Genomic DNA, 13,628 nt, shown 5'->3' with positions numbered 1-13,628 from the left:
CATCCCGGCTGATTACGATTGACGCGAGAAAGATTCTTCAGAACATTGGGCGTCATCTCTTCGCAGACGCAACATAGCGGGGCAACCCGTCCTGTCGCGAAAGCGTGCCGTTCGGCCCTGCGCGCGGGACGGGAGTGTTGCTGAGGATGCACAATGCCCGTGGACTCGCGCCAAGATGGCACGCACGTAATCCTTGACGTCTCAAGACTGCTGGGTTGCGGACGCAAGCGGACGCCTTCCGGCATCGACCGCGTTGAACTGGCCTATGCCCGCGACCTGCTGTCCCGCCCGCCCGGGCAGGGCAGCTTCGTCGGCCAGGAGCTGCAGGGCGGCTTTGCCCTGCTGCCGCGCCAGCTGGTGGCGGATCTGGTGGCCGTGCTCACCGAGGCCTGGAGCGACGATCAGCCCAACGGCTTGGCCTTCCGCCGCGCCGCGCGGCTCGGCGCGCTGGGCCGGGGGCGGCTGCTGCTGGGCTTTGGCCGCAGCGAGCTGTCGCGCCTGCTCGCCCGCCGCCACCGCTTCGCCTTTCTCCTGGTGTCGCACCGGGCGCTGGACCGCAGCGGCCCGATCGAGGCGATGCGCCGCGCCGGCTGCGCCTTTGTGCCCCTGATCCACGACCTGATCCCGCTGACGCATCCGGAATATGCGCGGCCCGGCCAGGCTGAGAAGCATCTGCGCCGCATCCGCACCACCGCCGCGCTGGCCGACGGCATCATCGCCAATTCGGCGGCGACCGCCGAGGCGCTGGCGCCCTACCTTGCCGCGCGTGGCGGCGCGGCGCCCCCGGTGCTGGTCGCCCCGCTGGGAATCGATTCGGTGGCGCCGCCCGCCCCGGCCACGCCTGGCCAGCCTTACTTCGTGGCGCTCGGCACCATCGAGCCGCGCAAGAACCACCTGCTGCTGCTGCATCTCTGGCGCATGCTGAGGGCGCAGCTGGGCGAGGCCACGCCGCAGCTGCTGATCATCGGCAAGCGCGGCTGGGAAAACGAGAACGTGCTCGACATCCTGGAACGCTGCTCCAGCCTGGAGGGCGTGGTGCGCGAGGTCGGGCAGGTGTCCGACCGCCGGGTGGCGGAGCTGCTGCACGGCGCCCGCGCGCTGCTGTTTCCCTCCTTCGCCGAAGGCTACGGCCTGCCGCTGGCCGAGGCGCTGGCGGCCGGCGTGCCGGCCATCTGCTCCGACCTGCCGGCGCTGCGCGAGGTGGGCGGCACCGTGCCGGACTACCTGGACCCGCTCGACGGCAGCGCCTGGCGCAACGCGGTGCTGGACTATGCCTCCCCCGGCAGCACCGGCCGCGCGGCCCAGCTGGACCGGATGGCGGGCTGGACCACGCCGCGCTGGGACGAGCACTTCCGGGACGTGGCGGCGCTGCTGTCCGAGGTGACGCGCCAGCCGCCGGTTCCGGTTCGCAGCGGCAGCGCCCGCACCTTCCGCCCGCGGCCAGCGATGCCGGCCTGGGCGGACCCCGCCGCTGTTGTGGCGGCCCGGGACGGGGCCATGCCGTGAGCCGCCGGGGTGAAGCCGGTTGAGCTTCGCCGCCCGGTTCGCCACGCCCGCCGACGCGTGTTGTTTCGCACAGGGCCGCTGCCGCGGCCTGCCGAGCAGGTAGAATGACCGAAGGACAAAGCCTTCCCCGCGCCCTGCGCGCCGTGTCCCCCGCGGAGCCGATCGCCATCGTGGGCGCGGCCTGCCGGCTGCCCGGCGCCGCCGATCTGGAAGGCTTCTGGCACATGCTGGCCGCGGGCACCGACGCGGTCGGCACCCTGCCCGCCGACCGCTTCGCCCAGGCCGCCTTCCACCACCCGCGCAAGGGCGAGCCGGGGCGGTCCTATTCCTTTGCCGCCGCCCATCTGGGCGACATCACCGGCTTCGACGCCCCCGCCTTCGGCCTGTCCCCGCGCGAGGCCGCCGAGATGGACCCGCAGCAGCGCCTGCTGCTGGAAGTGGCGTCGGAAGCGCTGGAGGATGCCGGCTGGCCGGCCAGCCGCCTCGCCGGGCGGCCGGTGGGCGTCTGGATCGGCGGCTCCTCCACCGACCACGCCGAGCTGCGGCTGTCCGATCCCGCCGGCACCGACCGCTACTTCATGACGGGCAACACCCTGTCGATCCTGTCGAACCGCCTCACCAACGTGTTCGACCTGCGCGGGCCGGGCCAGACGGTGGACACCGCCTGTTCCTCCTCCCTGGTGGCGCTGCACGCGGCGGTGGCGGCGATCCGCGCCGGGCAGGTCGAATCCGCCCTGGTCGGCGGTGTACAGCTGCTGCTCTCGCCCTTCGCCTTCGCCGGCTTCTCGCGCGCCGGCATGCTGTCCTCGCGCGGCCGCTGCCAGGCCTTCGATGCCGCGGCGGATGGCTATGTGCGCGGCGAGGGCGCCGGCGTGGTGGTGCTGAAGCCGCTTTCGGCGGCGCTGGCGGATGGCGACGCGGTGCGGGGCGTGATCCTGGCCAGCGGCACCAACGCCGCCGGCCGCACCATCGGCCTGTCGCTGCCCAACCGCGAAGCGCAGGCGGCGCTGCTGGAACAGGTGCTGGCCGAGGCCGGCGCCGACCCGTCCCGCCTTGCCTATTTCGAGGCGCACGGCACCGGCACCCAGGCCGGCGATCCGGCGGAAAGCTGGGCCATCGGCACCGCCCTGGCGCGCAACCGCGCCGCGCCGCTGCCGGTGGGCTCGGTGAAAACCAACATCGGCCACCTGGAGCCCGCTTCCGGCATGGCCGGGCTGCTGAAGGCGATGCTGGTGCTGGAGCACGGCGCCGTGCCGCCCAACCTGCATTTCAACAGCCCCAATCCGCAGATCGACTTCGCCGGGCTGAACATCCGCGTGCCTACCACGCTGGAAGCGCTGGACCTGGCGCCGGACGCGCTGGCCGGCGTCAACAGCTTCGGCTTCGGCGGCACCAACGCATCCGTGCTGCTCGGCCGCGCGCCGTGCCCCCTGCCCACCGCCCTGCCCGCCCCCGCCGTACCGGAGAACGCGGCCGCGCCGCCGCTGGTGCTGACCGCCCGTTCCGCCGCCGCGCTGAAGAGCCTGGCCACGGAATGGCGCGGCCGGCTGCGCGAGGCGCCCGCCGGCCCGGCCCTGCGGCGCGGTGCGCTGCGCCACCGCGACCTGCACGCGCATCGCTTGGTGCTGCGCGGCGAGGCCGCTCCGCTGCTGGAGGCCTGGCTGGCCGGGGAGCGTCCGGCCGGCGCCGTCCAGGGCATCGCCCGTCCCGGCGCCGCCGGAGCGGTGGCCTTCGTGTTTTCCGGCAATGGCGCGCAGTTCGCCGGCATGGCGCGCGAGGCCATGGCGCACAACGCCGCCTTCCGCGGCGCGGTGGAGCAGGCGGATGCCGTTCTGGCGCCGCTCACCGGCTGGTCCGGCGCGGCGCTGCTGGCCGCGGGCGTCCCGGCCGAAACCCTGGCCAACACCGACAGCGCGCAGCCCTTGTTGTTCCTGGTGCAGGTGGGGGTGGTCGCCGCCCTGGCCGAGCACGGGCTGCGGTCGCATCTGTGCCTGGGCCATTCGGTGGGCGAGGTCGCCGCCGCCTGGGCCGCCGGCATGCTCGACCTGGAGCAGGCGGCGCAACTGGTGGTCGCGCGCTCCCGCGCGCAGCACAGCCGGCGGGGCATCGGCCGCATGGCTGCGATCGGCGCCGGCGCGGAAGCAGTGCTGCCGCTGATCGAGGCGCTGGAGCCCGACGAATCCGGCTGGCGGCCGGAGATCGCCGCGCGCAATGCGCCGGGTTCCGTCACCGTGGCCGGGCCGGAAGCGGCGCTGGACAGGCTGGTGGCGGAGGCCAAGGCGCGGCGCTGGGCAGCGGTGAAGCTCGACCTCGACTACGCCTTCCATTCCGCCGCGATGGACCCGGTGCGGGACGCCCTGGCGGCCGACCTGCGGACGCTGCGCCCGGCGGATGGCAGCCTCGGCTTCCTGTCCTCGGTGACCGGCACCAAGCTGCCCGGCGCGGCGCTGGATGCCGCCTATTGGTGGCACAACCTGCGCGACCCGGTGCGCTTTCAGGACGCGGTGCAGGCGGCGGTGGATGCCGGCGCCCGGCTGTTCATCGAGATCGGCCCGCATCCGGTGCTGCAATCCTACCTCCGCGACAGCCTGCGCGCCGCCGAGGCCGAAGCGCCGGTGCTGGCCAGCCTGTCCCGCCGCGACGGCGCCGGCGATCCCTTTCCGGCGATGGCCGACCGCGCTCTGGCGCAGGGCGCCGTGCTGCGCGATGCCGCGGCCTGGACAGGACCCGCCGAGTGGCGCAGCCTGCCGCACACGCCCTATGACCGGCAGCGCGCCTGGTTCACCGCCACCACCGAATCGGCGCGGCTGACCGACCCGGTGCTGGACCACCCGCTGCTGGGCTTCCGTCAGGGCCAGGAGCCGCTGCGCTGGTCCCGCCTGCTGGACGCGGCGCTGGAACCCTGGCTCGCCGACCACAGGCTGGGCGGCGAGCCGGTGCTGCCGGCCGCCGCCATGCTGGACATGGCGCTGGCCGTCGCCGCCCTGCGCTTTCCCGACGCTCCCGCGCTGGAGGTGCGGGACCTGCAGATCCTCCGCCCGCTGCCGCTTTCCGCCGATGCGACGCGCGAGCTGCGCTGCACGCTGGAGGCGGAGACGAACACGGTGCTGCTGGAAAGCCGCCCGCGCCTGTCGGCCGAAAGCTGGACGCTGCACGCGCGCGGCGAAGTAGCGGCCGCCACCCTGGCCGGGCTGGCCGATCCGCCGCCGCCCTTTCTGGCGGATGGCACGATGCTGCCGGCCGCCGAGTCGCTGGCCTTGGCGCGGCGCTTTCAGCTGGATTACGGACCGGCTTTTCAGGGCTTGGCCGAATCCCGGATCAGCGCGGATCGTCGCGCGGCTACCGTCAGCCTGTCGCTGCCGCCCGCCGCCCCACCGGATGCCGCCGGCTGGCTGTTGCACCCGGTGCGGCTGGATGGATTGCTGCAGGGGTTGGTCGGCCTGCTGTCGGACGGCGAAGCGGCGGATGGCCGCGCGGTGGTGCCGGTGCGCTTCGGCCGCCTGGTGCTGCGCCGCGGCGCCCCGGTGCCGGTGAGCGGCGACCTGCGCGTCCTGCACAGCGGCGAACGGTCTGGCCTGTACCAGCTGGCGCTGCGCGATGGCGGCGGCCAGGTGGTGGCCTGGCTGGATCAGGGCTGGATGCAGCGCATCCGCCTGGTCCCCCGCCCGGTTATCGAGGATTCGCTGTTCCGCGTGGCGCTGCGCCCGTCCGCGGGCCTGCCGGGCGCGCCGCCTGTGCTGGATCTGGAAGCGGCGCTGCGGGCCGCCTGTGAAAAGGATGCGGCGCAGGCGCTGGACGAGACGGCCCTGCTGCTGGAGGGTCACCTGGTGGCCAGCGCCCATGCCGCGCTGCGTCCGTTGTGCGACCCGGGCGGGATGCTGCCAGCCCGCCACCAGTCGCCCTATGCCCTGGCGCTGCTGCGCGCCCTGGCGGAAGACGGCCTGGCGGAGCCGCTCGGGGGTGACCGCTGGCGGCTTTCACCCGCCGACGACCTGCCGGAAGCCTCCGCCATCTGGCAATCCGTGCTCGATGAGGCGCCGGCCCTGGCCCATGAGCTGGCCTGGCTGGCGCTGGCGGCGGAACGCATGCCGGCGGCGCTGTCCGCCAGCCCGCCCGCCGAGGCGCCGCTGCCGCCGCCCGAGGCGGCCGGCTTCGCGCGGCTGGCGTCGGTTCTGGCGGAGGCGGTGGCCCATCTGGCCACCGGCTGGCCCGCCGGGCGGCCGCTGCGTGTGCTGGAAATCGGCGCCCAAGGAGGACCGCTGACCCGCGCCCTGCTGGCGGCGCTGGGCGCCAGCGGCCGGCAGGTGGAGCTGGTGATCGCCGGCGATGGCCGGGCGGCCGCCCTTCCGCCGCATGCGGAAACCATCACGGCGCGCTTCGAGCCCTGGGACCCGGCCTCCGCCAGCCTGCCCACCGCCTCGGCTGACCTGGTGGTGGGCCTGGCCGCCGCGGCGCGGGCGGGCCGCGGCACCGGCCTGCTGCCGGCTCTGCGCGCCGCCCTGGCGCCCGGCGGCGTGCTGCTGCTGGCTGAGCCGCTGCCGGGCCGCGCCTGGGATTTCGCCTGCGGGCAGAACCCCGGCTGGTGGCGCGGCGATGCGTCCGCCCTGCCCGATGCGGCGGAATGGCAGGTGGCGGCCGGCTGCTCCGGCGCCACGCCACTGGCCGCCGCACCCTGGCCGGCCGTGCTGCTGACCGCCTGGGCCGAGGCCGCGATGGTGGAAGCCGCGATTCCGGCGCCGCCGGCCGGCCCGCCGCTGCAACTGCACGCCGACGCCGCCAGCACGGCGCTGGCGGTTGCGCTGGAAGAAGCCCTGGCGGCTCGCGGCACCGGCACCACTCGCCACCGGCTGGAGGATGCCGCGCGGCAGGCGCCGCGGGCCCTGGCCGGGGCGCGGCTCGTGGTTCTGGCCTGTCCGGACGAAGCAGCCCTGCCCGGCACCCTGGCCCATGTCACCGCCCTGGCCGAGGCCGCGCGGGGCAGCGCCAAGGCGTTGGTTCTGGTCACCGGCGATGCCGGCGCCGTGCCGGAAGCGGCCGCCCTGGTCGGGCTGGGCCGGGTGCTGGCCAATGAGATGCCGGAGCTGGCGCCGGCCCGCATCGGACTGTCGTCCGGCTTCACGCCACGGGACGCCGCCGCGCGCCTGCTGCCCGAATTGCTGCAACGGGCGGACGATGCCGAGCCCGAGATCTTGCTCGCGCCCGATGCCCGGCTGGTGCCGCGGCTGCGGCCCGGTGCCGCGCCCTCCGGGGCGCCGCGCGGCCCGGCCCGGCTGGTGGTGCGCCAGCCCGGCCAGCTCGGCACGCTGGATTGGCAGGAGCTGGACCTGCCCGGTCAGGGCAGGATCGCGGAAGGCGAGGTGGTAGTGCGGGTCGAGGCCGCCGGGCTCAACTTCCGCGACCTGATGTGGGCCCAGGGCCTGTTGCCCGAGGAAGCCCTGCTGTCCGGCTTCGCCGGCCCAACCCTGGGCATGGAGATGGCCGGGGTGGTGGAGCAGGCGGCGCCCGGCGGCCCGCTCCGGCCCGGTGACGCGGTGTTCGGCTTCGCCCCTGCGGCGCTGGCCAGCCGCGTCCGCACCCGGGCCGAGGCCTTGGCGGTTCTGCCCCCGGGCCTGGGCTTCGCCGCCGCCGCCGCGGTGCCGGTGGCCTTTCTCACCGCGGTGTATTCACTGGAGAACTGCGCCAACCTCCGGCCCGGTGAAACGGTGCTGATCCATGGTGGCGCCGGCGCGGTGGGGCTGGCCGCGCTGCAGGTGGCGCTGGCAGCCGGCGCCCGCGTCGCCGCCACCGCCGGCACCCCCGCCAAGCGCGCCTTCCTGCGCGCCTGCGGGGCCGAGCTTGTGCTTGACAGCCGCGATCCGGGCTTCGCCGACCAGCTCCGCGCCGTCTGGCCGGAAGGGGTGGATGTGGTGCTGAACTCCCTGGCCGGGGACGCGATGGAGCGCTCGCTCGGGCTGGTGAGGCCGTTCGGCCGCTTCATCGAGCTGGGCAAGCGCGACTTCTTCGAGAACCGCCGGGTCGGGCTGCGCCCCTACCGCAACAACCTGACCTATTTCGGCGTCGATGTGGACCAGTTGCCCAAGGCCCGGCCGGACCTGGCCCGTCGGCTGCTGGGAAATATCTCGGACCGCTTCGCCGCCGGCACGCTGCGCCCGATCCCCTACACGGTCCGCCCAGCCGGGGAGGTGGAAGCCGCCTTCCGCACGCTGCAAGCCAGCCAGCATATCGGCAAGCTGGTGCTGCTTCCGCCGGTGATCCCGGCGCAGGCGGCCCCGGAGACCGGCTGGACGCCCCCCGCGGGCACCATTCTGGTGGTGGGCGGCACGGGCGGCTTCGGCTTCGAATGCGCCAAGTGGCTGGCGGCGCAGGGTGCCACGCAGCTGGCCCTGCTGTCGCGCCGCGGCGGCACCGCGCCGGGAGCGGAAGCCGCTGTGACCGCCCTCGCCGCGCTCGGGGCCCGCGCCACCGTGCACGCCGCCGATGCCGCCGATGAGCGGTCGCTGGAGGCGGCGCTGGCCGAGATCCGCGCCGAGGGGCCACCCCTGGTCGGCGTGGTGCAGGCTGCCGCCGTGTTCGACGATGGCGCCGCCAGCGCTCTGGACGCCGCGCGCTTCGCCCGCGTGCTGCGGCCGAAGCTCACCGCCGCCCGGCATCTCGACCGGCTGACGCGGCACGACCCGCTGGAGCTGTTCCTGCTCTTCTCCTCCGCCACCACGGCGATGGGCAATCCGGGCCAGGGCAACTACGTCGCCGCCAACATGGCGCTGGAAGCGCTGGCCCGCGCCCGCCACGCCGAAGGATTGCCGGCGCTGGCCGTGGGCTGGGGCCCGATCGCCGATGCCGGCATCCTGCTGGCGCAGGCCGACACCGCCGAAACCCTGGCCCGCCGCCTGGGTGTCGAGGCAATGGCGGCGGCCGAGGCGCTGTCGGCGCTGCCCGCCATGCTGCGCAGCGGCGCGCCCGTGGTGGGCATGGCGCGCATCGGCTGGCGCGAGGCCGGTCGCATCCTGCCGATCCTGGCCGAGCCGCTCTTCGAGGCGGTGCGCGGACGCGCCGAGGCCGGCCCGGAAGGCGCGCTGCGCGACCACCTGCTGGGCCTGGCACCGGACGCTGCCCGCGCCCTGCTCCGCAGCACCGTGCAGGAGGAGCTGGCCCGCATCCTGCGCCTGCCGCCCGAGGCGGTGCCGGCCGACGCGCCGCTGGCCGGGCTCGGCCTGGACAGCCTCGGCGGGCTCGAGCTGCGCGGCGCGCTGGAGCAGCGCCTCGGCATGCCGGTGCCGCTGGCCTCGGTGACGGAGGACCTGACCATCGACCTGCTGGCGCGCAAGCTCAGCGATGCCCTGGCCGGCGGCCGGGCGGAGGAGGATACCGTGGCAGGCCTAGTGGAACAGTTCGAGCCGTCGACGCCGCCGGCCCCGCCGCCCCGCGCGGAGGCCGCGGAATGAGCGGCGCCCTGTCCGCCACGGCGCGCATGGCGCTGCTGGCGCGGCTGTCGAAGCGGCGCGGCGGCGATGCGCCGCGCCCCGAGGCCGGCAGCGCGCGGGATTTCTCCACCCTGCCCGGCATGCGCGATTTCAGCCTGCTGAAGGCGGCGCTGGACCAGCTGGAGATGCAGAGTCCGCTGTTCCGCCAGCATGACGGCCTGGCCGGGGCGCACAGCCGCATCGAGGGGCGGGAGGTGATCAACTTCGCCTCCTACAACTACCTCGGCCTGAACGGCGATCCGCGGGTGCGGGAGGCGGCCAAGGCGGCGGTGGACCGCTACGGCGTCTCGCCCTCCGCCTCGCGCATCACCTCGGGCGAGCGGGACCTGCACCGGAAGCTGGAAGCGGCGCTGGCGGAATGGCACGGCGCCGAGGCGGCGCTGACCTTTGTGTCCGGCCATGCCACCAACGTCACGGTGATCGGCCACCTGATGGGGCCGCGCGACCTGATCCTGCACGACGCAGCCATCCATAATTCCTGCACCGAGGGCGCCCGCCTGTCCGGTGCCCGCCGCCTGCCCTTCGCGCACAACGACATGGCCGCCGCCGCGCGGGACATGGCCGCGGCCCGCCGCGGGGCGCAGCGCGCCCTGCTGCTGGTGGAAGGCCATTACAGCATGGATGGCGACAGCCCCGACCTCGCCCGCTGCGTGGAGCTGGCGCAGCGGAACGATGCCTGGCTGATGGTGGACGAGGCGCATTCGCTGGGCGTGCTCGGCGCCACCGGGCGCGGCGTGGCGGAAGCGCAGGGCGTCGATCCCGCCGGCGTGGACCTGTGGATGGGCACGCTGAGCAAGACGCTGTCGGCCTGCGGCGGCTACATCGCGGCGCGGGCCGAGGTGATCGACTGGCTGCGCCACACCGTGCCGGGCTCGGTGTATTCCGTAGCGCTGGCACCGCCGCTGGCGGCCGCCGCGCTGGCCTCGCTCGACGTGCTGCGGGCCGAGCCGGAGCGCGTCGCGCGGCTGCAGCGCAACGGGCTGGGCCTGCGCGACCGCCTGCGCGCGCGCGGCTTCGACACCGGCGGCAGCCAGGGCTCGGCCATCGTGCCGGTGATCCTCGGTTCCTCGATCCGCGCGGTGAAGGTGGCGGGCGCCCTTCTGGAGCGCGGCGTCGCGGTGCAGGTGGTGACCTTTCCGGCCGTTCCCGAGCAATCGTCGCGCCTGCGCTTTTTCGTGTCCGCCGGCCATGACGAGGACGACCTGGACCGCGCGGCGGAAGCGCTGACGGCGGCGGTGCGGTCGGTCGGCCGGGTCGAGAGCCTCGCGCTCTGATGCCGCGCCGCGCCGGCGGGACGTCGCGCCACCCTCCATGAGCCTCATCGTGCGTCCGGTGTCCGGTCGCGCCGAGGCGGACGCCTTTATTCGCCTGCCCGCGGCGCTGCAGGCGGCGGGCGAGCCCTGGTCGGTGCCGCTGTTCGCCGATTCGCGCCGCATCTTCGATCCCGGCTTCAACGCCGCGCTGGCCGAATGGGACGTGCCGCGCTTCCTGGCCTGGCGCAACGGCCGCCCGGTGGGGCGCATCGCCGCATCCCTGCCGCGCGGCGGCGGCGAACGGGGCGGCTTCGGATTCCTGGCGCTGGAGCGGGACCCGGCGGTGCTGCGCGCCCTGCTGCATGCCGCCGCGTCCTGGCTGGCCGGGCGTGGCGCCACCCGGCTGCGTGGCCCGGTTTCCTTTACCATCAACCACGAGATCGGCCTGCTGGTGGAGGGCGGCGCGCTGCCCATGCCGCGCATGCCGCGCAATCCCGCCTGGCTGCCGCCGATGTTGGACGAGGCCGGCCTCGAGCGGGAGATGGACGTGCTGGCCTGCACGCTGGACGTGGCGCGGGAAGCGCACCGCGCCCGCTTCGCCCGGCTGCTGCGCCGCTGGGAGGGCCGCCGCGACCTCGTGATCCGGCGCCTGGACACCACCCGCCTGGCGCAGGAGGTCGCGCTGGTGCGGGACATCTTCAACGATGCCTGGGCGGAGAACTGGGGCGCCCTGCCGGTGTCGGCGGCCGAGGCGCGCATGATGGCGAAGCTGCTGCGGCCGATGCTGATCAGCGGCACGGTGCTGTTCGCCGAATGGAAGGGCGAGCCGATCGGCCTCGCCTCCCTGATCCCCAACATCGAGCCGGCGGCGGCCGGGCTGGGCGGGCGGCTGCTGCCCTTTGGCTGGGCCCGCCTGCTGCGCGCCCTGGCCGGCGGCGCCCGCAGCGCGCGCCTGCCGATGCTGGGCATCCGGCGCGCTTGGCGCGGCACGCCGGTGTCGGCGCATGCCATGGGCGCGCTGCTGTCCGAGGCCATCGGCTGGGCCGAGCGCCGGCGCTGGGCGGAGGTGGAGGTGTCGTGGATCCTGCAGCACAACGCACCGATGCTGCAGGCCATGGCACGGCTGCCGGCACCGGTGTCGGGACGCTGGCGGCTCTGGGGCGCGGCGCTGCCCGGGCGATTTCCGGCAACGAGTGATTGACAGCAACGCCTCCGCCCCGCTTCAACCGGGACGCAAATGCCGGGACCGGACACCATAGCGCCGAAGCGGTTCCTGTTCCTGCAAGGCCCGATCTCGCCGTTCTTCGACGAGGTGGGAGCCGGGCTGCGGGCGCTGGGCCACGCGGTGCACCGCATCAACCTGAACCTGGGCGACCGCCTGTTCTGGCGCGGCCCCGGCGCGGTTGATTTCCGGGGCCGGGCGGCGGAATGGCCGGATTTCGTCGCCGGCTTCATGGACCGGCACGGCATCACCGACTTGGTGCTGCTGGGCGAGCAGCGCCCCTACAACAAGGCCGCCATCGCCGCCGCCGCGGCGCGGGGCATCCGCGTGGCGGTCACCGATTTCGGCTACATCCGCCCCGACTGGATCGTGCTGGAGCGGGACGGCATGAATGCCGCGTCCCGCTTCACCCGCGACCCGGCGGAGATCGTGCGGGCCGGCGCGCTGCTGCCGCCGCCGGACCTGCAGGTTCATCACCTCGACGATTTCCGGCTGCAGGCAGCGTGGGACATCCTGTACCACCTCAGCACGCTGCTGCCCTGGCCGTTCCCGCATTACGAGAGCCACCAGATCTACAATCCGGTGCCGGTGTATCTTGGCGTGCTGTGGCGGCTGCTGCGGCGCGGCGCCTCGAACCGGCGGGCGGACGCCATCCTGAAGCGGCTGGCCGGCACCGGGCCGCTGTTCCTGATGGCGATGCAGATGGAAACCGACTTCTCCATCCGCGCCTATTCCAAGTATCGCGACCTCGACACCGCGCTGCGCGAGGTGGCGCAAAGCTTCGCCGCCCACGCGCCGCCCGACGCGCATCTTTTGGTCAAGGTGCATCCGCTGGATCCGGGGCTGAAGAACTGGAAGCGCCGCTCCCGCGCCATCGCCCGCGAGTTCGGGCTGGAGCAGCGGATGCATTATCTCGGCGGCGGCAATCTTGGCGCCATCGTGGAACAGGTGCAGGGCACGGTCACCGTGAACAGCACGGTGGGGCTGCGCTCCATCATCGACCACACGCCGACCTTTGCGCTGGGCGAGGCGCTGTACCGCATTCCCGGCCTGGTGTTCTCCGGCCCGCTCGACCGCTTCTGGACCGAGGGAACGCCGCCCGAGATCCCGCTGCGCGAAGGCTTCCTGCGCTGCATCGCGCATTCGCTGCATATCCGCGGCGTGTACTACAACCGGCCCGGCCTCGACATCGCGGTGCGGGCGGCGGTGCGGCGGCTGCACCGCGACCTGCTGAACCAGCCGGACCCTGAATTGCTGCACCCGTCCGATCCCGCGGTTCCGGGCACCGCCGCCGCCACGGGGTCCTGAGCCGCGCGGCGGGCGGCAAACTTCGGCGGCTTCCCGCGTTCCCTGCCCCATCGCACTGCAACACAGGCAAGGACACGACATGGCGCGATTCGACGGCAAGGTGGTGATCGTCACCGGTGCGGGCTCCGGCATCGGCGAAGGCGCGGCGCGGCGCTTCTCGGCGGAAGGCGCCGCGGTGGTGCTGAACGGCCGCAGCGCCGACAAGCTGCAGCGCGTGGCGCAGGACCTGCCCGCCGACCGCACCCTGGTTCATGTGGCCGACGTGTCCGACCCCGCGGAAGCGCAGGGCCTGGTTGACGCCGCGATCCGCCGCTTCGACCGGCTCAACGTGCTGGTCAACAATGCCGGCATCGCAGTGATGGGCCCGGTGGAGGAGGTCAGCCTGGAGGACTGGCGCAAGGTCATGGCCACCGACGTGGAGGGCGTGTTCCTGTGCAGCAAGGCCGCGCTGCCGCCGCTCAAGAAGACCCGGGGCAGCATCGTCAACGTGTCCTCCGTGTCCGGCCTCGGCGGCGACTGGGGCATGAGCGCCTACAACGCCGCCAAGGGCGCGGTGACCAATCTGACGCGCGCCATGGCGCTCGACCTCGGCCGCAGCGGCGTGCGGGTGAACGCGGTGAACCCCAGCTTCACGGCCAGCGAGTTGACCGGCGACATGCTGCAGGACGAGGCGCTGGTGGCGAAGTTCCGCGAGCGCATGCCCCTCGGCGCGCCGGCGACGCCGGATGACATCGCCGGGCCGATCCTGTTCCTCGCCAGCGAGGATGCCCGCTTCATCACCGGGGTGAACCTGCCGGTGGATGGCGGGCTGATGGCCTCGAACGGCCAGCCGCCCCAGGCATAAGACGGGCCGGGGAA

General features: G+C 74.2%; 6 protein-coding genes. All 6 read left to right on the top strand.

The window, feature by feature from the left end:
* Nucleotides 1-159 precede the first annotated feature (159 nt).
* Nucleotides 160-1,506, top strand: a complete 1,347-nt coding sequence (locus tag D2K64_RS04910) for a glycosyltransferase family 4 protein (RefSeq protein ID WP_238384017.1) — start codon at nucleotides 160-162, stop codon at nucleotides 1,504-1,506.
* A gap of 104 nt (nucleotides 1,507-1,610) precedes the next feature.
* A complete protein-coding gene (locus D2K64_RS04905; RefSeq protein ID WP_120007092.1) occupies nucleotides 1,611-8,948 on the top strand; it encodes a type I polyketide synthase in 7,338 nt (2,445 codons plus the stop codon).
* On the top strand, nucleotides 8,945-10,261 hold the full coding sequence (locus D2K64_RS04900; RefSeq protein WP_120007091.1) for an aminotransferase class I/II-fold pyridoxal phosphate-dependent enzyme: 1,317 nt from the start codon (nucleotides 8,945-8,947) through the stop codon (nucleotides 10,259-10,261). Before D2K64_RS04905 ends, D2K64_RS04900 begins: the two co-directional genes overlap by 4 nt.
* Before the next feature lie 37 nt (nucleotides 10,262-10,298).
* The gene (locus D2K64_RS04895; RefSeq protein ID WP_120007090.1) at nucleotides 10,299-11,441 is read left to right on the top strand and encodes a DEAD/DEAH box helicase; all 1,143 of its coding nucleotides are present in this window, start codon (nucleotides 10,299-10,301) and stop codon (nucleotides 11,439-11,441) included.
* 36 nt (nucleotides 11,442-11,477) lie between these two features.
* Complete coding sequence (locus tag D2K64_RS04890; protein ID WP_120007089.1) at nucleotides 11,478-12,770, top strand: capsule biosynthesis protein; 1,293 nt, start codon at nucleotides 11,478-11,480, stop codon at nucleotides 12,768-12,770.
* Between the two features lie 79 nt (nucleotides 12,771-12,849).
* Nucleotides 12,850-13,614, top strand: coding sequence for a meso-2,3-butanediol dehydrogenase (locus D2K64_RS04885; protein ID WP_120007088.1), 765 nt, complete (start codon nucleotides 12,850-12,852; stop codon nucleotides 13,612-13,614).
* Nucleotides 13,615-13,628: the final 14 nt, after the last annotated feature.

Source organism: Teichococcus vastitatis, from assembly GCF_003604215.1.
GTDB classification, from domain to species: domain Bacteria; phylum Pseudomonadota; class Alphaproteobacteria; order Acetobacterales; family Acetobacteraceae; genus Pseudoroseomonas; species Pseudoroseomonas vastitatis.
The sequence above is the reverse complement of the archived record's forward strand: the minus strand, read 5'-3'. Positions and strand labels throughout refer to the sequence as shown.